Genomic DNA, 19,398 nt, shown 5'->3' on the forward strand with positions numbered 1-19,398 from the left:
TCAACCTTCGGGTCTTGGTCGGGCGACGGGTGCGCGGTGGCGCACGGGCTGGAGCTGATCGGGGAACGCTGGGCGCTCCTGGTCGTACGCGAGCTACTGCTCGGCCCCAAGCGCTTCACCGACCTGCGGACAGGTTTGCCCGGCATCAGTGCCGATGTCCTGACCCAGCGCCTGCGCGAACTCCAGGAAGTCGGGGTCCTGCAGCGCCGCAAGCTCGCCCCGCCCGCGGGCTCCTGGATTTACGAGCTGACCGAATGGGGCGCGGAACTCGAGCCGACCATCACCCGACTCGGCCGTTGGAGCAGTCGCTCTCCGTCGATGCGCCGCGACGCCGCTATCAGCGTCGACTCCCTCATCCTCTCTCTCAAGGCGCTGTTCGACCCTCATGCCGCACAGGAACTCGACCTGACCCTCGACCTGCGGCTCGGCGAGGATCAGTTCCGTATCAAGATCGCCAACGCAACGATCGAGCTCACCCGCGGCGGCACGAAACAACCCGATCTGACCATCGAAACCGCCCCAGACACCCTGGCCGCGCTGCTCCGCAACGATCGTCAGCTCGCCGAGGCGCTCACTGCCGGAGACCTGACACTCACCGGCGCCGAAGCCACGGCGGAGCGCTTCTTCAACCTGTTTCCCCCGCCCGAACCGGCCACCATTGCCCACCACCTGTGATCGAAGCCCAAGCGACGACTGCGCAGCACCCGACCGTGCGCCCGCAGAGACCCACCAGCCAGGCGAGCAACGCGGCAATCTCCGGATCCGCAAATCCGGCGCAAGGCGCGACGTTGGGCCCTTCCTCACGACCCGTCCCGCTCTTGATTCCGAGCCGGAACATCCGTGCGATGACCACCTGGCCGGCCAGTGCACCGAAACCCGGTGAACCCGGCCCCGGACGGCCACCACGACGTCGGCAAACCATCTAACGGGAGACCCTCGCTGCCCGACCGAGACCGGCAGGTTGAAGATCAAGCTAGGAGCGTGTTTCGAAAGATCGCTCAATGCCTTGTGAGAAACACGGCCTGGTGGCGTGACGGGTCACAGGAGACCGGCGTCATGGACCAGGATCGCTGCCTGCACCCGGTTCGTGAGGCGGAGTTTGGCCAGGGCGCGGCTGACGTGTGCCTTGACGGTCGTCTCGGTCATGGACAGCTCGCGCCCGATCTGCCGGTTCGACAGGCCGCGGGCGACCGCGAGGACGACTTCGTGCTCGCGGTCGGTCAGCCGGCCGAGGAGCCGCCGGGCGTCATCGCTCCTGGAGGGTCGGCGCTGTTCGGTGAACGCGCTGATGAGCCGCCTGGTCACGGTGGGCGCGAGCATGGCGTTCCCTTCGGCGACGGCGCGGACGGCGGCTGCGAGATCGCGGGGAGGTGTGTCCTTCAGCAGGAAGCCCACGGCGCCGGCGCGCAGCGCCTCGTGCACGTACTCGTCGAGGTCGAACGTGGTGAGCATGACGACCTTCGGCGGGTCGGGCAGGTCCGCCATGCGGGCGGCGGCGGCCAGGCCGTCGGTGCCGGGCATCCGCACGTCCATGAGCACGACGCCGGGACGGCACCGGGCGGCCGCGGCCACCGCCTCGTCCCCGTCGCCCGCCTCGGCCACGACGGAGATGTCGCCGGCCGACTCCAGGATCATCCGCAGCCAGGACCGCACCATGAGCTCGTCGTCGACGACCAGGACCCTGATCATGCCGGCTCCCCGACGTGCTCGGCGGGAATCCGGGCGGTGACGGTGAAGCCGCCCTCCTGACTTGAGCTCGTACGGAGCCGGCCGCCGAGCAGGGAGACCCGCTCGCGCAGGCCGAGCAGCCCGAGGCCGCTTCCGGGCGGAGGCTCGGCGGGGCGCGCGCCGGCGGGCGGGGCGTTGTGCACGGTCACCTCCAGCTCGCCAGGGCCATAGCGAAGGACGACGTCGACATTGCACTCGCCCACATGCTTGTGGATGTTGGTCAGCGCCTCCTGAACCACGCGGTAGGCGGCGCGCTGCGCGGCCTCCGGCACCGGCTTGGGGTCGCCCTCGTCCCGGCGTCGTACGCGCAGGCCCGCGGACCTCGACTGGCCGAGCAACCTGTCGAGGTCGGCGAGCGAGGGCGGCGGGGCGAGGCCGTCGGGGGACTTCTGGGTGCGGAGCACTCCGAGGGTCTCGCGCAGGCTCGCCAGCGCGTCCCTCCCGGCGGCCCTGATGCCGGCGATCTCGGCGGCCGTACGCTCGTCGGGGGCGCTGACCTCGAGTGCGCCGGCGTGCAGAACGATCAGCGACACCCGGTGGGCGACCACGTCGTGCATCTCCCGCGCGATCCGCGTGCGCTCCTGCGCCCTCGCCTGTTCGGCCCGCGCCTCCTGCTCGCGTTCCAGCCGCTCGGCGCGTTCGCGCAGCCCTGCCAGCACCTGCCTTCGTGCGCCCACCCACAGGCCCACCACCAGGGGCAGCACGACCGCCCAGACGAGATCGCCCCCCACCCCCTCCAGCGACCAGCCGTCATCAGGCGGCGCCAGGACGGCTCGCCCCGCGACAAGGGCGGTCGCGGCCACGACGTAGAGCGGGACGAGCCGCCGCCGCGGCGCCGCCGTCACCACGTAGTACGTCGCCACGGTGAGGACGTGCCACTGCGCGTAGTGCACGCATGCCACCGCGCCCAGCACGACCAGCGGCCACCGCCACCGGCGTCCGGCCCACGCCGCCGCGCCGCAGGCGACGGAGAACAGGATCCGCCCCGGATCCGCGACCTCTTCCAACGCCCGGCCCGGGGACGGCAGGACGATCGACAGCACGGCCACGGCCAGGCCGACGACCCATGGAGCCGCGCGATCGACGACGCGGACCACCTCGCCGAGCACGCGGCGTTCGAACGACGTACCACCCACGTCTTCGAGCGTATGGCCTGGTGGTGCCCGTGAACGCGGTCCGTTCGCCACAAGCGCCCCTGACGAAAGTAGGAGCACTTCAGTCCGTCCGCACACCCTGACGACACTGCAGGTCGACAGCGGAAAGTACCGATATGACTGCTTAACGTTACAATGGTGGCATGACCGAGCAGGACGGCCCCGGACGTGAGCGGGTCCTCGCCTGGGTCGAGCGGGTGGCGGCGTTCGTCTCCGAGGAGTGGGGGCTCGCGCCCATCAGCGGCCGCATCCTGGGCTGGCTCATGGTGTGCGAGCCGCCGGAGCAGACCGCGTCCGACATCGCCGGGGCCATCGGGGCGAGCCGGGCGTCGCTGACGACCAACCTGCACCTGCTGACGTCCCACAGGCTCATCCGCCGGTTCCGCAAGGCCGGAGGGCGCAACGTCTTCTACACGATCGAGGACGACGCCTGGGGCAAGATCGTCCAGCAGAAGCTGGCGATGTTCGCCGCTTTCGACGAACTGGCCGCGGAGGGCATGCGGCTCGGCTGGCGCGACCTGGCGCGGACGGCGCGCATCCGCGCCGCCCGGAGATCCATCGCCGAGGCGCTCCACCAGGTGGAGGCGGGGACCGAGTGAAGAGCTCCATCCCAAGGCTGTGGATAACCAGTCGCTCCTGTGGATAACGCTGCCACCTCGGAATCCTTGACCGGACCTGCCGGTGGCAGCGGCCTACCACGACCTCCGCCTGTCACGTCGCCGGAAACGGGTCCGACGACCCGCCCGACATGCCGTACGACCTGGCATTATCACTCAATGCAAGGATTCGTCACCCTCTGGGTCGGGCGTATAACAACCTGATATCGCCTCGCTGGAATGGGCTGACAGGAGCTCCGTCCACACCGCGCGGGTGTGTGCACAGCCTGTGGACAACCTGTCAACGGCGGTCACCATTTCCAGTAGTTGCGCGCCTCCGACTTCCAGTTCTTCGGGTAGTACTGCTGGATCTTGAACGCCATGCCGAGTCCGCGGGCGATGTACTGGTCACGATCCAGCTTCCTGGTGATCGGCTTGCCCGGCTTGCCGTTGTTGTCCCACCAGGACTCCCACTGCTTGATGCAGGTCTTGGTCCCGAGGTACTTGTTCGAGCAGGGCGCGGGCGGCGACCAGATCTGCGTGTGCCCGAAGTCGACGACCTTGCCCGAGGACTTCTCGGTGATCGTGCCCCAGGCCTTCAGGCAGTAGCCGGTGGAGGGGATGTCCCACTTCACGTAGTGCTGCCGGCCGGAGGTGGCGAAAGTACGCAGATTCTTGCACTTGGCGTCGCCGATCTGCTCCTTCGTCACCCTGACCGTGTAGTACGTGCCGTTGTCCCGCCAGCCGTCCAGCATCAGCCAGTTCCCGACATGGACGAACTTCTCCGCGTAGCTCGGCGGCCACTTCTTCGGGTCGCCCCAGCTGATCTCGGACGTCCCAGGACCCAGCGGTTTCCACGTCCACTGACCGGCGGCCTGACCGCCCGACCAGTGGTTCCCAGCGCTGCGCTTGGCGAACTGGGAGTACTGCCCGTAGTTCTCCCCGGCCTGGACCGGCCCGGCCAGGCCGGCCACCACCGTGACCGTCGCCGTTCCCGCGACGAGCAGCGGCTTCACAAGAGATTGATGGACCTTCACGGCCGGCACGCTACCTGCCCCGATGGAGCGATCCAGCTCGCATGAAGAATCTTCGAACCATCCGGCGGGGTGCGCGCCGCCGGCCTAGATGCGTCCGGCGCCCCGGTGGGGGAGCCGGTCCACGTCCGTACGCCAGCGCGTGACGAGCCTCGGCCTCAGCGGCCTGAACCGGTGGCGCGCGGGCCCGTGGTCGCGACCGGGGAAGGGGAGAGGCGCCAGAACCCCGCCGCCGGCGCACCGGCCACCGGCGGGCTTGCCCGCATGCCGCCGGAACGCCGAACGCCGCCGCGGGCACGAGCCGTCCCGCCCGTCACGGCGGTCGACGTGCCGGTCGAGGTGCACGCGATCGACGTGCACGGATTCCCAGGGGACGAGCGACGCGGCGTGCGCCGGCTGCGACGAAGCGGGCCACACGCCCACGCAGAGCACGGCCCCGGCCAGAAGGGTCGACCACCGCTTCCGTCCGGGCCGCTCGATCGTCGTGCGTGAGCCGGAGACCACACGTGAACGCTACAGCGCCCTATGTCATCAACCGACTACTTAGAGGTGATATCTCCGTCTATAGCAGGACGTACGACCTCAGTCGGCCGCGAAGAACCCGCCCGGTAGACCGAGATGGCGTAAGGACGTGAAGCGTCCCGTTCCACCCGCTCGGCCACCTTCGTGACCGTGGGGTCCCCGTCGACGAACCCGTGCAGCCGCTCCGCCTCCGGCCACGGATGCACGAGCACCAGCACGCCCCCGGGCGCCAGCAACGCGCGCAGCCGCTCCGACGCCCTGCGCAACCTGTCGCCGCGGCCGACGTAGTAGAGGGTCTCCGCGCAGAACACCAGATCGTACGGGTCCCGCTCCTCGTGGCCGAGCAGGTCGGCGTGGACGAACCGCACCCGCCCGCCGTCGCCGCCCCCGCGCTCCCTGGCCCGCGCCAGCGCCCGCTCCGACACGTCCAGCCCCGTGATCACGGCGTCCGGCCAGAGCTCGGCCAGCGTCTGCGTGAAGACACCCTCCGCGCACCCCACCTCCAGGATGCGCGCGTACGCCCCCTCCGGCAGCGCGTCGAGCGTCGTCCGGTACTTGCGGCGCTCGTACGCGTCCGTGGCCAGCGACCACGGGTCGGGCCGGCGGTGCCACCAGTCGAAGTACCGGTGCAGCACCTTCCCCTGAGCCCGCGGGCCGAGGAGGGAGACGGTGCGGAAAAGGGTGCGATGCAGCAGCTCGGGGATTCTGGACATCGGGGACGTCACCGGACCTTTCGCGGCAGTGATCGTGTCCCGAACCTACGAGCGGCGTCGCCCGCATGTCATGGCGCTGTGGGGGGATCGTAAGATCTAGCTCCGCCGTAGGGGGTGACCAGCCCGGTCTGGAACGCGTACACCGCCGCCTGCGTACGATCGCGCACCCCGATCTTCGTCAGGATGTTGCTGACGTGGGTCTTCACGGTCTGCTCCGCGATGACGAGGTTGTCGGCGATCTCGGTGTTGGACAAGCCGTGCGCGATGAGCGTGAGGATCTCGCTCTCGCGCGGGGTCAGCGGGCCCGGCCTCTCCCCGGTGAACGGCCGTGGCGGCCCCATCCGGGCGAAGGCGCTGATCAGCCGGCGGGTGACGGACGGCGCCAGCATGGCGTCCCCGTTCGCGACGACGCGTACGGCCTCGCCCAGTTCGCGGGCCGTGGCCTTCTTCAGCAGGAAGCCGCTGGCGCCGGCGCGCAGCGCCTCGTAGACGTACTCGTCGAGGTCGAACGTGGTCAGCATCAGCACCTTCGTGCGCCCGGCGAGGCGGCGGGTGGCCTCCAGGCCGTCGGTTCCCGGCATGCGCACGTCCATCAGCACGACGTCGGGCTCCAGCGCGGCGGCCTTGGCCAGCGCGTCGTCACCGTCGACGGCCTCGCCCACCACCTCGATGTCGGGCTGGGCATTGAGCAGGACGACGAACGCCTCACGCACCATCGACTGGTCGTCGGCGATCAGCACCCGGATGCTCACCTGACCTCCCTCCCGCCGAGCGGCAGCCGTACCGTCACCATGTAGCCCCCGTCCTGCCGCACGCCCGCCGTCAGATCCCCGGCCAGCATGGACACGCGCTCGCGCATGCCGAGCAGGCCGTGTCCTGGGCGGTCGGACAGTGGGGGCGGGTGGGGTGGCGGGTCGTTGTCGACGCGGATGTGCAGACCGTCAGGCTTGTACGTCACCTCGACGCCGACCCGTGCACCCGGCGCGTGCTGGAGTGCGTTGCTCAGCGCCTCCTGCACGATCCGGTACGCCGACAGCTCCACCCCCGGCGGGAGCGCCCGGCGTTCGCCCTCGACGCGCATGGTCACCGGTGTGCCCGCGGCCCGCAGCCGGCCGACCAGCTCGTCCAGCCGCTCCAGGGTCGGCTGCGGGCTCGCCTCGTCCGTGCCGTTCCGCAGCAGGTCGAGGATGCGGTGCAGCTCGGTGAGCGCCTCCACCGCGCTCGACCGGATGGTGGCGAAACTCCGCGCCAGCTCCGGGGGAGGATCGGACACGCGGTAGGGGGCCGCCTCGGCCTGCACCGCGACCACCGACATGTGGTGGGCCACCACGTCGTGCAGTTCCCGCGCGATCCTGGCGCGCTCCTCCAGCAGGGCGGACCTGGTCTGCTCCGCCAGCGCCTTCTGGTCCGCGAGCGCCACCCGGCGCAGCGCGTCACGGTGCCCGCCGAGCGCGCCCACGGTGATCAGCACCATGCCGGACAACAACGACATGTCCATCAGGCTCACCAGCGTCTGCTCGCCCGGCAGCCCCGCCCACAGGACGATCCCGGCCGTCAGCGTCCCGAGCCACATCTCGGCCAGCATCACGTGCGGGGCCCCGAATCCCACCAGACCCAGCACGGCCACGTGGGCCACCAGCACCGGCGCCGGCCACACCATCCCGTCCAGCTCGGCATGGGACGTCACGGCCGCCGCCACGGCCGCGGTCAGCGACAACCACCACGCCGCCCTGGGCCGGAAGCGAGCCACCACCAGCGCGATCGCCGTGGCCAGCCCCAGGGTGCCGGCCGTCACGTTGCGTACGCCGTAGTCGTCGAGCAGGGTGTGCCAGACGATCGCGGCCAGCACCACCCCCAGAGCGCCCACCAGCGACAGGGCCACCGCCGAGCGGAGCGGCAGGGCGAGGCCCGCGCCTTCCGCGTCGAACGCCAGGACCCACCGCGCACCATGTCTCACCCGGTCACTCACCCGATCTCCCCGCCTCGCGCACCGACCCCTCTCCGATCAGTCTGTGCCAAGCGCGTACGCCGTGCCGGATGGAAATCGACCGGCCACGCGGAATCCATTCGTGAAATGTGATGACAGACCTGATGACAATTCAGATGTGGAGTTTGTCAATGGTCATGGTGTGGGCAAGGATACTGGAGAGATCCATCCGACGAAGGGGCAGGGATGAAACGACGCCCGGTCATGGTGAAGGTGGAAGAGACCCCGTTGCGGGTCGGTGCGGTGACGGCGTCCAACTCCGCGGGAAACTGACCCGCGGCATTTCGGCCGCGGAAACTCAAGGAGCGCCGGCTGCTCCGCACGGCGACCATTTCACCGCCGCATTCGCCAGACCGGGGCAGCCCGCCTCCTTTCCGGCCGTACGTACGGCATCGACCAGGGCGGTGCCGATCCCCACACGCGCCGCGCCGGGATCCACGGCGAGATGTTCCAAGGCGACGAAGCTCCTCGGCCGCGTGAGCACGTCACCAGAACGCTCGTGGAGCGTCGCCGTGGCATAACCCACGGCTTCGCCTGACGAACGGGCGATGAATGCGAGCGCATTCTCTCGCCGCAGAAAATCGTCGAAGAGCGCGACGAGTTCGTCCTGCGACGAGGCCGCGCGGAAGACGTCCGGCCGCGCGGCGACGTGGACCGCGTGCACGACATCGTTCAGCCGCGCGAGCAGCGCCGCGTCGGCCCGGGTGGCGGGCCGGACATCAACGGTGGGCGTTGTCATGGGTGGATGTTGTCCCGCCCGGTGATGCCCGCGCCACCCGATTTTCGTGGGTGGGCGACCCGTGCCAGCATTCCCAGGACGGAAGTCGACCTTGAGGAGTGACGTGGACAGGAGACGTTTTCTCACGCTGGCCGGAGCCGCGGGCGCGACGCTCGGAGGGCTCGCGGAGCCGGCGGTGGCGGCGGGTCATCCCTCGTTCAACCGGCGGATCCCCGACGAGGCACACCGCAAGATGAAGGAGCTGGCCCCCTACCGCATCACCTCGTTCGCCTTCACCCCGTCCAACGGCTGGGTCATGGTCACCGCGGACGGCCGCTATTTCGCCCGTGGCATCCCGGACCCGTGTTTCACCGAGTTGCAGAAGCTGATCGCCGCGGGGCGCCGCATCCACTGCGTGGCGTTCCCGCCCGAGGGTGGCGACCGGTGGGTGATCACCACGGACAAGGGGGTGTCGGCGCGGAACATCCCGGAGGAGTGCCACCAGCGCATCACCGCCTACTACACTGCCGGGCAGCAGGTGGAGCACGTCGCCTTCCCGTCGGCGGGCGGCAACCGGTGGGTGCTCGTGGCCACCAAGGGCACCTTCGCCCGGGGCATCGACGACGAGTGTTACCAGATGATGCGCAACCTGCAGCAGGGCGGCCGCCGCGTCACCCGGGTCGCGTTCCCCTACGCCGGGGGATGGGTGGTCGTCGCGCAGGACGAGTTCCACGCTCGCGGCATCGACGACGAGTGCCGTTCCGAGATCAAGAACATGGTCGCCGACGGCTATGAGGTGCACAACGTCGCCTTCTCGCCCGTGAACAAGGGCTGGTCGCTGTGCTCGCGCGGCACGCTGCCCGATCTGCCGGCCGACCGGGTGCGCAAGGTGGAGAACGCGGTGGGCGGCTCCGACATCTGGCGGCGCATGAGCGCGTACCACACTCCGGGCGTGGCCGTCGCGGTGGTGACCGGCAACCGCATCGCCTGGTCCACGGGGTACGGCCGGCTGGAGGCGGGCGCCGCGGCGGCCGTACATCCAGAAAGCGCCTTCCAGGCCGCCTCGATCAGCAAGGCGGTCGCGGCGGTCGGCGTGCTGCGCCTCATGCAGACGCTCGGCCGGCCGGTGACCGACGACATCCGCCCCCACCTCGGCTGGACGTTGCCGCACCGCGACTGCGTCTCGGCCAAGGCGGTCCCGACGATCGAGCGGGTGCTCACCCACCGCGCCGGCATCTCAGGACGCGGCTCCACGTACCCGCTCGACGCCTGCTCCGGCTTCTCGTCGGGTGGCGGCGGCTTCCCCGGGTACGGCCCCGGCGTCACCGTGCCGTCCCTGCTGGAGGTCATGAACGGCAAGGGCAACACCCCGAAGATCGAGCTCACCACGGAACCCGGTGCCGAATACCACTACTCCGGCGCCGGATTCGTGCTGTTGCAGCGGATGATCGAGGAGCAGACCGGGCAGAGCCTGGCCGCGTACATGGACCAGCAGGTCTTCACCCCGCTCGGCATGAGGACCAGTTCGTACGCGCTGGAGCCCGGCTTCGAGCGGGCCGCGGGCCACACGACGGCGGGAGCGGTGATCCCCGGGCGGCGCAACCGCTACCCCGAGTCGGCCGCCGCCGGCCTCTACACCACCGTGCAGGACCTGTGCCGGCTCGTGTGCTACCTCAACAAGGCCTGGACCGCCTCCGGCAACGTGGACGGCCCGCTGACCAAGGCGTCCGTACGCAGCCTGCTCACCCCCGGGCCGCAGAGGAACATGGGCCGCGGCGTGTTCGTCTCCGGAGTCGGCACCAAGAACTTCGCCTACACCCACGACGGCTCCAACCGTGGCTTCAAGTCGGTGTTCAGGGGTTATCCGGAGCTGGGCGCGGGTTACGCGATCCTCGCCAACGGCGACGACTTCGGCCTGGTGAACGAGATCGCCTCCGCCGTCAGGTCCGTCTACGGGTGGCCGTGATCCCACCTTGCCACCGGGCGGCAAAGACTCTTTACCTTGATCCTCAACTCGTTTAATTTTGAACATGTCAACGCGGTGCCCGATCTCGAACATGCGGGAACACGCGACGTACGGACATCAAGGAGGAACCCGTGCCCAGGATCAAGCGTGCCGCCAAGCTGGCGATCGGCGCGACGGCCGGGGCGGCACTCGCCCTGTCCGGCACCACACCCGCCTCGGCCGGCACCTGGGAGCTGAAGCACTCCCACCAGAAGATCTGCGTGCAGGCCGGTTACGAGCACAGCACCTACCTCATCGCCGCGGTGGTCGGAAACTGGTCGACGACCATCGAGATGGGGATGAGGAACCTGCCCCCGGGGACGACCCACGAAAGCGCGCCGATCCCGCCCGGCTCCAACTACACCGACCCCGAGGACGGATCCACGACGATCAACGGCTGGATCTTCCTGAGATTCCCTCCATCGTCGGCCAAGGTGTACGAATCGCGGTTAACGGCCTCGGACGGCACACGAACCGAGTCCATCCCCGTCACCATCAGCGTCAAGGACTGGTGCTAGTCAGGTCCGACGCCAGGTGATCCTGGCGGAGCAGGCGGGAGTGTCCGGAACGGCGCGCGCCACGAACCGGACACTCCCGACCGCCCACCACAATAGAGGCATGGCAGACGACAGGACCCGGTGGGAACTGCGCGTGGAGATGTACGCCACCGAGGAGCAGGCACGCGACGTCAAGGAGCAGGTGCAGCGGCTGCTCTGCCCCGATCCCGGCCATCGGCCGCCCTGCCCGATCCCCTGGTCCACCGACCTCTACGAGGCCGAGGGCGAGGACGCCGCCGGCCTGGAGCGGCAGTATCGCATCGAGCACGACCTCCGCGACTGAGCCAGGCCCGGCCCTCTAGAGGCCGCCGCCGAAGCTGATCTCATTGCCCTCCGCGTCGCGGTAGGTCACCTTGGTCACGCCACCGTCGTACGTCTCCCGCCCGGCAGGCTCGATGCCCCGCCGGGCGATCTCGGCGACCCTCTGGTCCAGGTCGTCGACGAACGACATCACCAGGGCGTTCCCCGCCCGCGCCGGGTCCTGGACGATGTAGACGTAACGGTTGGCGGCCAGCTCCCACACCGCCTCGACGTCGTTCGGCAGGAATGCGGGCGGCCCGCCGAACAGCCGCTCGTACCACGGCAACGCCGCCGCGTAGTCGGTGACGGGAATGCCGGCGAAGAGGTCTCGCGCCATGTCGTCCTCCACATGCGTGGTCGATGCGTCACCCATACCGACCTCCGCGGCGCCGGGAACTCATCGGCCGGAACTTCCCGGGTTCCGGGCTGTCCCCCGTGAGGCCGCCCGTTCGTCCCCTGGACATGAGCGACAACTTTCCGGCCTTCGGCACGGGCGGAACAACCGCATCGACGCCGGCCTCCACACCGGCAGCCGAGGGTGTGACACCTCGATGAACGTGTTCCTGTGGATCGTGCAGGTGCTCCTGGCCGCCTTCTTCGCCATGTCCGGCCTGGCCAAGCTCACCAGCCCGAAGGACAAGCTGGTCGGCAAGTATCCGTGGATGGAGACGTTCTCCCAGGGTGCGGTGCGGCGCATCGGCGTGATGGAGCTGCTCGGGGCGGCCGGGCTGATCCTTCCCGCCGCGACCGGGATCGCGTCCGTCCTGACGCCGATCGCCGCGGCCGGTCTGGCGGTCATGATGATCGTCGCGGCCGTCGTGCACGTCCGCCGCAACGAGCCGTCCGGGCTGGTGGTCACCGTCATCCTCTTCGCACTCGCCGCACTCGTCGCCTGGGGCCGGTTCGGCCCCTACGCCGGATGACCCCGGCCGGCGGACACCGTCCTGCCCCGCCCCAGGCGGGCACCCCTATGAACCAAGGAGCCCACATGTCGATCATCACCACGGTGGAACGCAACAAGGAGACGCTCCGCCGCTTCCACGACGCCGTCAGCACCGGCGACGAAGAGATCATCTCCAGGACGATCGACGAGGTCGTCCAGCCTGACGTGCAGATTCGTACGCCGCTGCCGATCGAGACGACGGGGACGTCGGCGCTGAAGGAGGTGTTCACGGTGCTGCGCCGAGCCTTCCCCGACCTGCACATCGAGATCGAGGACGTGATCGCGGAAGGCGACAGGGTCGTGACCAGGAACACGGTCACCGGAACGCACCGGGGTGAGTACATGGGCGTGCCGCCGACCGGCAGGACCATCACGTACAAGGAGATCCTCATCGCCCGGTTCACCGACGGGCGGGTCGCCGAGACCTGGGCGGTCGTCGACGTCATGTCGCAGCTGCGGCAGCTCGGCGTGCTCCCGGGACCGAACGCCGGCGGTGCGTAGCAAGCTCCGGCCGCGGAGGGCGCCACATTACACTCACGTCCATGACCGCGACCATGATCGAGTTGGATGACGGGGCGCAGCTACGTACGTGGACCGCGGGTTCGGCGACGGCGCGGAGATTTCCCGTGGTCATGGTGCACGGCGGTCCAGGGGTCCCCGACTATCTCGCCCCGGTCGCCGGCATCATCGACGACCTGTGCCCGGTCCACCGCTACGACCAGCGCGGCACCGGCGGATCGCCCTGGGAGGGCGAGCACACGATCGCTCGCCACGTCGACGACCTGGCGAGGTTGCTCGATGCGTGGGGACACGACCGGGCTGTTCTGGTGGGGCATTCGTTCGGGACCAATATGGCCGGCTACTTCTTGCTGGCTCATCCGGAGCGCGTGGCCGGACTGATCCAGATCGCCGGGCCCTTTCTGGAGCCCTGGCGGGAAGCCGACCGGGCAGCGCAGCGGGCACGACGTACTGACGAGCAGCAGGCCAGGCTCGACGAACTCGACGCGGTCGGATCGCGCACGGACGCCGAGGAGGTCGAATACCTCACGCTGAAGTGGCATACCGACCACGCCGACCGGACTCGGGCGTGGGACTGGGCGCTGGAGTCGGCCCGTACGCTGCGGCCCGTCAACTACACGATGAACGCCCAGCTCAACGCGGCGGCCAAAGCCGACCCGCTGGAAGCACATGTGGACAAGCTTCGCGAGCGTCTCCCGTCCGGCGCCGTGATCATCGGCGGAGCCGGCGACAGCCGGCCCGCCGACGCCCTGCGACGTCTCGGAACGCGCCTCGACTGCGAGGTCGTCATCGTCCCGGACGCAGGCCACTTTCCCTGGCTGGAATCACCGGACCGGTTCGGTACGGCACTCCGCGCCGCCGTGGAAGAGCAGAACCGCCGGTAGCAACCATGGTGCCGCGCCATTCGCCCAGGCGCCGCGTGCGCCTTCGCCGCCGTCGACGGTCACCAAGGGCCTCGACGAGAACGACCCGGACCGGCTCAAACTTCGGACGGGCCGCCGGCTGATCAAAAAAGGCTGCTTCCGATTTCCGGAAACGGCCTGTCAACTGAACTGGGTGGGGCTACCAGGACTTGAACCTGGGACCTCTTCCTTATCAGGGAAGCGCTCTAACCGTCTGAGCTATAGCCCCGCACGCACACCGAACGTTATCGCATCCGGCGATCGGAGGCGAACCGGTTTGTTCGGTCGGGAAAAGCTTACCGTGTCCGGCATGCTGCTCGCGCCGTGCCGGGCAAGGGCACGGCGCGAAGCACACCGGCTACGGCCTATTCGGCCTCGCTGAAGGTCACCTCGACGCCCCCGACGAGGTCGGAGGCGACGTTGTAGATGACCGCCCCCAGCGTGGCCAGAGCCGTGATGAGCACGACGTTGACCGCTCCGATCAGGGCGGTGTAGCCCAGGATGCGTACGGGCTCGAACCAGGACGCGATGTCGATCGGGATCGAGTTCTGGCCCTGTTCGCCCTGGCCGAGCTGGTTGACCAGGTCGACGATCGAGTCGAACACGCCGAGCGCCGACAGCACGCCGTAGAGCACGGCCACCGCCACGAACAGCACCACGAAACAGACCAGGGACACCACGAAGCTGAACTTCATGGCCGACCATGGCTCGATGCGGCGCAGGACCAGGTGAGCCTTGCGGGGGAGCCGTGCCCCGGGGCCGCTCGACTTCTTCTTCGGCACCTCGACCTTGGGAGGCGGAGGGGCCTCCGTGGCCAGGGACGGGCGGACGCGTACGGTGTCGTTGCCCTCCGGCCGCTGCGACGACGACTGCTGCTGCGGAGGCGGCGCCGGCGGTGCCGGCTTGGCGTCGTCCTTGGCCGGAAAGGGCCTGCCCTGTGCGGGCGAGGTGTCCCGGGTTTCGTCGAAGGTCTCTTTCTCTGTGGGTCTCTTCGGTTGTTGTCCGTTACCCGAAGCCGCCTTTGCCCTGGCGGTGCCACCTTGGGCGCTCATGACTATTCTCCTCCCCCGTCTTCCTCACTCTCCATCGAAGTCACCAAGGACTCCGCGTTCCGGGCGAGGGCCACCACGCTGTCGCCTTCAGCGAGATTCATCAATCGCACTCCCATGGTCTGACGGCCGGACTGCTTGATCTCTCCGGCACTCGTCCGGATCACCCCGCCGGCAGACGTGATCGCGAAGACCTCGTCCTCTGGATTGACCATGACGGCTCCGACCAGCTTGCCACGGGAGGATACGATTTTCGCAGTAAGCACGCCCCTACCGCCACGTCCTTGAACTGGATATTGCTCCACTGGCGTCCGTTTTGCGTACCCAGCCTTCGTGGCGATAAGCACATGTTGACCGTCGGCGATGCGATTCATGGCGAGAAGTTCGTCACCGTCGAGGAACCTCATCCCGATGACGCCGCTGGTCGCACGCCCCATGGGCCGCAGCGCGTCGTCGGAGGCGGTGAACCGGATCGACTGCGCCCCCTTGGAGACGAGCAGCAGATCGTCTTCCTCGGAAACCAGGCGGGCTCCGATGACCTCGTCGTCGTCGCGCAGGTTGATCGCGATGAGGCCGCCGGACCTGGGTGAGTCGTACTCGGCCAGGCGCGTCTTCTTGACCAGCCCGCTGCGGGTGGCGAGGACCAGGTAGGGGGCGACGTCGTAGTCACGCAGGTCGAGGACCTCCATGACGATCTCGTCGGGCTGCATGGCCAGCAGGTTGGCCAGGTGCATGCCGCGGGCGTCGCGGCCGGCGTCGGGCAGTTCGTACGCCTTGACCCGGTAGACCCGGCCCTTGTTCGTGAAGAACAGCAGCCAGTGGTGCGTCGTGGTGACGAAGAAGTGGTCGACGATGTCGTCCTGGCGCAGCTGCGCCCCGCGTACGCCCTTGCCGCCGCGCTTCTGGGCGCGGTAGAGGTCGGTGCGGGTGCGCTTGGCGTAGCCGCCCCGCGTGATCGTGACGACGATCTCCTCTTCGGCGATCAGGTCCTCGATGGACATGTCGCCGTCGTAGGCGATGATCTCGGTCTTGCGGTCGTCGCCGTAGCGGCCGACCAGCTCGGCCAGCTCGTCGTTGACGATCTCGCGCTGGCGGGCCTCGCTGGCGAGGATCGCGTTGTACTCCGCGATCTGCGTCATCAGGGCGTCGTACTCGTCCTGGATGGCCTGCCGCTCCAGGGCGGCCAGCTTGCGCAGCTGCATGTCGAGGATGGCCTGCGCCTGGATCTCGTCGATCTCCAGGAGCCCCATGAGGCCCTGCTGGGCGGCCGAGGCGGACTCGGAGGCCCGGATGAGGGCGATGACCTCGTCGAGCCGGTTGAGGGCCTTCAGCAGCCCGCTCAGGATGTGGGCGCGCTCTTCGGCCTTGCGCAGGAGGTAGCGGGTCCTGCGGACGATGACCTGGATCTGGTGGGTGACGTAGTGCCGGATGAACTGGTCGAGCCGCAGCGTGCGCGGCACCCCGTCGACCAGGGCCAGCATGTTGGCGCCGAAGGTGTCCTGGAGCTGGGTGTGCTTGTAGAGGTTGTTGAGCACGACCTTGGCGACCGCGTCGCGCTTGAGCACGATCATCAGACGCCGTCCGACCCGCGAGGAGCTTTCGTCGCGTACGTCGGCGATGCCGGTCAGTTTGCCCTCACGCACCAGCTCCGCGATCTTCAGCGCGAGGTTGTCGGGGTTGACCTGGTACGGCAGCTCGGTGACGACGAGCGCCTGCCGGCCCTTGTCCTCCTCGACCTCGACCACGGCCCGCATGGTGATCGAGCCGCGCCCGGTGCGGTAGGCGTCCTCGATGCCGCGCCGGCCCACGATCAGCGCACTGGTGGGGAAGTCGGGCCCCTTGACCAGCCTGATCGAGGCTTCGAGCAGCTCTTCGTCGCTCGCCTCCGGGTTCTCCAGCGCCCACTTGACCGCCGAGGCGACCTCGCGCAGGTTGTGCGGGGGGATGTTGGTGGCCATGCCGACGGCGATGCCGCCCGAGCCGTTGACCAGCAGCTGCGGGAAACGCGCCGGGAGGACGTCCGGCTCCTGCGACTTTCCGTCGTAGTTGGCCCGGAAGTCGACGGTCTCCTTGTCGATGTCGCGCAGCATCTCCATGGCGATGGGCGCGAGCTTGCACTCGGTGTAGCGCATCGCCGCCGCGGGGTCGTTGCCCGGCGAACCGAAGTTGCCCTGGCCGTCGACCAGCGGATAACGCAGCGACCACGGCTGCGCCAGGCGCACCAGCGCGTCGTAGATCGAGGTGTCGCCGTGGGGATGGTAGGTACCCATCACGTCACCGACGACGCGGGCGCACTTGAAGTAGCCGCGGTCGGGGCGGTAGCCACCGTCGTACATCGCGTAGAGCACCCGGCGGTGCACGGGTTTGAGCCCGTCGCGCACGTCCGGCAGCGCTCTGGACACGATGACGGACATCGCGTAGTCCATGTAACTGCGCTGCATCTCGGACTGGATGTCCACAGGCTCGATGCGGTCAGCCGGGGGAGTGGTGTTCACGTCCGTCACAGGTTGAGGTCCTTCTTCATGGAACGATGAGCCATGTCCTGCGGCTCACCGCAGGTAGCGGAATCACGGCCGGTCGCTCAGACGTCGAGGAAACGAACATCGCGAGCGTTGCGGATGATGAAGTCGCGCCTGGCCTCGACGTCCTCGCCCATGAGCACGCTGAACAGGTCGTCGGCCTGGGCCGCGTCGTCGAGCGTGACCAGGCGCAGGAGCCGGGTCTCCGGGTTCATCGTGGTCTCCCAGAGCTGGGCCGCGTTCATCTCGCCCAGGCCCTTGAACCGTTGTACGTTGTCGCGTGACCGTGGGTCGGGCTTGCCGTTGGCGATGCCCTCGGCGATGACCGCGTCGCGTTCGGGGTCGGAGTAGGCGTAGGAGGCGTCCTCGCCCTTGCGGTCCCACTTGATCTTGTAGAGCGGCGGGCACGACAGGTAGACGTGCCCAGCCTCGACCAGCGGCCTCATGAACCTGAACAGCAGCGTCAGCAGCAGCGTGTTGATGTGCTGGCCGTCGACGTCGGCGTCGGCCATCAGGATGACCTTGTGGTAGCGCAGCTTGGTGATGTCGAACTCGTCGTGGACACCGGTGCCCAGAGCGGTGATCAGCGCCTGGACCTCGTTGTTCTTGAGGACCTTGTCGATCCGCGCCTTCTCGACGTTGAGGATCTTGCCGCGGATGGGCAGGATCGCCTGGAATTTCGAGTCGCGTCCGCCCTTGGCGGAGCCACCGGCCGAGTCGCCCTCGACGATGAACAGCTCGCACCGCTCAGGGTCGTTCCACTGGCAGTCGGCCAGCTTGCCGGGCAGCCCGCTGCCCGACTCGAGCAGCGACTTGCGCCGGGTGAGGTCGCGGGCCTGGCGGGCCGCGAGGCGGGCGCGTGAGGCCTGCAGCGACTTGTTGATGATGTCCTTGGCCTCGCCGGGGTTGCGCTCCAGCCAGTCGCGCAGGTGGTCGTTGCACGCCTTCTGGACGAACGACTTGGCCTCGGTGTTGCCGAGCTTGGTCTTGGTCTGGCCCTCGAACTGCGGGTCGGAGAGCTTGACGGAGATGATGGCGGTCAGGCCCTCGCGGACGTCCTCACCCGAGAGGTTGTCGTCCTTGCCCTCTTTGAGGAACTTCTGCTCGCGGGCGTAGCGGTTGACGATCGACGTCAGCGCCGCGCGGAACCCCTCCTCGTGGGTGCCGCCCTCGGCCGTGTTGATCGTGTTGGCGAAGGTGTAGACCGACTCGGAGTAGGAGTTGTTCCACTGCATGGCGATTTCGACCGCTATGCCGTCGCCCTCTTCCTCGAAGGAGATGATCGACGCGTGCGCCGGCTCCTTCTTGGTGTTGAGGTGCTTGACGAAGTCGGCCAGGCCGCCCTCGTAGAGGTAGGTGACCTTGCGCGGCTCGCCGTTGATGTATTCGGGGCGCTCGTCGGTCAGCGTGATCGTCAGGCCCTTGTTGAGGAAGGCCATTTCCTGGAAGCGCCGCGAGAGCGTCTCGTAGTTCCAGGCCGTGGTCTCGAAGACCTCGGGGTCGGGCCAGAACGTTATCGTGGTGCCGGTCTCGTCGGTCTCCTCGCCCTTGGCCAGCGGCGCGGTGGGCTTGGAGTATTCGAAACGCTGGCGCCAGTAGTGGCCGTTCTGCTTGACCACGACGTCCATCGCGGTGGACAGCGCGTTGACGACGGCCGAGCCGACGCCGTGCAGGCCGCCGGAGACCGCGTAGGCCTGGCTGTCGAACTTGCCGCCCGCGTGCAGCGTGGTCAGCACCAGCTCGACCGCCGAGCGCTTCTCCACCGGGTGTATGCCGGTGGGTATGCCGCGGCCGTCGTCGATCACCCGCACGCCGTTGTCGGCGAGCAGCGTTATGTCGATCCTGGTGGCGAATCCGGCGAGAGCCTCGTCCACCGCGTTGTCCACGATCTCGTAGACCAGGTGGTGCAGACCTCGCTCCCCGGTGGAGCCGATATACATACCCGGGCGCTTGCGAACCGCCTCAAGCCCTTCGAGTACGGTGATTGAGCTAGCGTCGTAGGACAAGTGCGAAATCCTCCTGCCGCGGACACGCGGCCAGGGTCGCCATGATCGTCACAAAGCTGCCCCTGCCGTGCCCGTCACCGTCGTGAGTGCCCCGATGCGCAGCCACCCGGGGGAGTCGGCTTGAGCCGGGGTGACACGCAAGCGGA

20 protein-coding genes and 1 tRNA gene are annotated in these 19,398 nt (G+C 68.6%); 8 read left to right on the forward strand and 13 right to left on the reverse strand.

Translation table 11 applies throughout. The features are described 5' to 3' along the window. Window positions 1–36 precede the first annotated feature (36 nt). A complete protein-coding gene (locus tag E1295_RS22250; protein ID WP_132632245.1) occupies window positions 37–675 on the forward strand; it encodes a winged helix-turn-helix transcriptional regulator in 639 nt (212 codons plus the stop codon). Window positions 676–1,038: 363 nt separating this feature from the next. Here E1295_RS22250 and E1295_RS22255 read toward each other — a convergent pair whose 3' ends face one another. Together E1295_RS22255 and E1295_RS22260 are read right to left on the reverse strand one after the other, a co-directional pair. After that, entirely contained in the window at window positions 1,039–1,689 is a 651-nt protein-coding gene (locus E1295_RS22255) for a response regulator (protein ID WP_132632246.1), read from the reverse strand. Next, entirely contained in the window at window positions 1,686–2,864 is a 1,179-nt protein-coding gene (locus E1295_RS22260; protein ID WP_220448840.1) for a sensor histidine kinase, read from the reverse strand. Before E1295_RS22260 ends, E1295_RS22255 begins: the two co-directional genes overlap by 4 nt. A gap of 161 nt (window positions 2,865–3,025) precedes the next feature. Between E1295_RS22260 and E1295_RS22265 the strand changes: the two genes are divergently transcribed. After that, the gene (locus tag E1295_RS22265) at window positions 3,026–3,481 is read left to right on the forward strand and encodes a GbsR/MarR family transcriptional regulator (protein ID WP_132632248.1); all 456 of its coding nucleotides are present in this window, start codon (window positions 3,026–3,028) and stop codon (window positions 3,479–3,481) included. A 308-nt stretch (window positions 3,482–3,789) separates the two neighbouring features. Here E1295_RS22265 and E1295_RS22270 read toward each other — a convergent pair whose 3' ends face one another. The 6 genes from E1295_RS22270 to E1295_RS22295 all read right to left on the reverse strand — a co-directional run bounded on the left by E1295_RS22270 (window position 3,790) and on the right by E1295_RS22295 (window position 8,473). Continuing rightward, entirely contained in the window at window positions 3,790–4,515 is a 726-nt protein-coding gene (locus E1295_RS22270; protein WP_132632249.1) for a hypothetical protein, read from the reverse strand. Between the two features lie 84 nt (window positions 4,516–4,599). Beyond that, a complete protein-coding gene (locus tag E1295_RS22275) occupies window positions 4,600–5,016 on the reverse strand; it encodes a hypothetical protein (RefSeq protein WP_132632250.1) in 417 nt (138 codons plus the stop codon). A gap of 35 nt (window positions 5,017–5,051) precedes the next feature. Then, the gene (locus E1295_RS22280) at window positions 5,052–5,747 is read right to left on the reverse strand and encodes a class I SAM-dependent methyltransferase (RefSeq protein ID WP_132632251.1); all 696 of its coding nucleotides are present in this window, start codon (window positions 5,745–5,747) and stop codon (window positions 5,052–5,054) included. Window positions 5,748–5,815: 68 nt separating this feature from the next. Continuing rightward, window positions 5,816–6,499: a response regulator gene (locus E1295_RS22285; RefSeq protein ID WP_132632252.1), complete on the reverse strand. Its 684-nt coding sequence runs from the start codon at window positions 6,497–6,499 to the stop codon at window positions 5,816–5,818. Next, window positions 6,496–7,716: a sensor histidine kinase gene (locus tag E1295_RS22290; protein WP_220448841.1), complete on the reverse strand. Its 1,221-nt coding sequence runs from the start codon at window positions 7,714–7,716 to the stop codon at window positions 6,496–6,498. The genes E1295_RS22285 and E1295_RS22290 overlap by 4 nt, the downstream gene beginning before the upstream one ends. A gap of 316 nt (window positions 7,717–8,032) precedes the next feature. Next, window positions 8,033–8,473 (reverse strand): GNAT family N-acetyltransferase, encoded by a 441-nt coding sequence (locus E1295_RS22295; RefSeq protein ID WP_132632253.1) that lies wholly within the window; start codon window positions 8,471–8,473, stop codon window positions 8,033–8,035. 103 nt (window positions 8,474–8,576) lie between these two features. Between E1295_RS22295 and E1295_RS22300 the strand changes: the two genes are divergently transcribed. The 3 genes from E1295_RS22300 (at window position 8,577) to E1295_RS22310 (ending at window position 11,297) form a co-directional block, all read left to right on the forward strand. Further along, a complete protein-coding gene (locus tag E1295_RS22300; protein ID WP_132632254.1) occupies window positions 8,577–10,418 on the forward strand; it encodes a serine hydrolase domain-containing protein in 1,842 nt (613 codons plus the stop codon). Window positions 10,419–10,549: 131 nt separating this feature from the next. Continuing rightward, window positions 10,550–10,975 carry a DUF5980 family protein gene (locus E1295_RS22305; protein WP_132632255.1) on the forward strand — a complete coding sequence of 142 codons (426 nt, stop codon included), beginning with the start codon at window positions 10,550–10,552 and terminating at the stop codon, window positions 10,973–10,975. A 100-nt stretch (window positions 10,976–11,075) separates the two neighbouring features. After that, a complete protein-coding gene (locus E1295_RS22310; protein ID WP_132632256.1) occupies window positions 11,076–11,297 on the forward strand; it encodes a hypothetical protein in 222 nt (73 codons plus the stop codon). Between the two features lie 15 nt (window positions 11,298–11,312). Here the strand turns inward: E1295_RS22310 and E1295_RS22315 are convergent, their stop codons facing one another. Further along, a complete protein-coding gene (locus E1295_RS22315) occupies window positions 11,313–11,687 on the reverse strand; it encodes a VOC family protein (RefSeq protein WP_246080216.1) in 375 nt (124 codons plus the stop codon). A 178-nt stretch (window positions 11,688–11,865) separates the two neighbouring features. On the opposite strand from E1295_RS22315, the gene E1295_RS22320 reads away from it, so the two are divergent. From E1295_RS22320 to E1295_RS22330, 3 genes are all read left to right on the forward strand, one after another. Then, window positions 11,866–12,237 (forward strand): DoxX family protein, encoded by a 372-nt coding sequence (locus E1295_RS22320; RefSeq protein ID WP_132632257.1) that lies wholly within the window; start codon window positions 11,866–11,868, stop codon window positions 12,235–12,237. Between the two features lie 65 nt (window positions 12,238–12,302). Further along, on the forward strand, window positions 12,303–12,758 hold the full coding sequence (locus E1295_RS22325; RefSeq protein ID WP_181958026.1) for an ester cyclase: 456 nt from the start codon (window positions 12,303–12,305) through the stop codon (window positions 12,756–12,758). Window positions 12,759–12,799: 41 nt separating this feature from the next. After that, entirely contained in the window at window positions 12,800–13,660 is an 861-nt protein-coding gene (locus tag E1295_RS22330; protein ID WP_132632258.1) for an alpha/beta fold hydrolase, read from the forward strand. Between the two features lie 173 nt (window positions 13,661–13,833). Here E1295_RS22330 and E1295_RS22335 read toward each other — a convergent pair. From E1295_RS22335 to gyrB, 4 genes are all read right to left on the reverse strand, one after another. Next, window positions 13,834–13,907: transfer RNA gene (locus E1295_RS22335), tRNA-Ile, on the reverse strand. Between the two features lie 136 nt (window positions 13,908–14,043). Then, a complete protein-coding gene (locus E1295_RS22340) occupies window positions 14,044–14,730 on the reverse strand; it encodes a DUF3566 domain-containing protein (protein WP_132632259.1) in 687 nt (228 codons plus the stop codon). Between the two features lie 2 nt (window positions 14,731–14,732). Next, window positions 14,733–17,231 (reverse strand): DNA gyrase subunit A, encoded by a 2,499-nt coding sequence (gene gyrA, locus E1295_RS22345; protein ID WP_132632260.1) that lies wholly within the window; start codon window positions 17,229–17,231, stop codon window positions 14,733–14,735. Window positions 17,232–17,308: 77 nt separating this feature from the next. Continuing rightward, window positions 17,309–19,252 carry a DNA topoisomerase (ATP-hydrolyzing) subunit B gene (gyrB, locus tag E1295_RS22350; RefSeq protein ID WP_132632261.1) on the reverse strand — a complete coding sequence of 648 codons (1,944 nt, stop codon included), beginning with the start codon at window positions 19,250–19,252 and terminating at the stop codon, window positions 17,309–17,311. Window positions 19,253–19,398: the final 146 nt, after the last annotated feature.

It is taken from the genome of Nonomuraea mesophila (genome assembly GCF_004352805.1).
Classification (GTDB): domain Bacteria; phylum Actinomycetota; class Actinomycetes; order Streptosporangiales; family Streptosporangiaceae; genus Nonomuraea; species Nonomuraea longispora.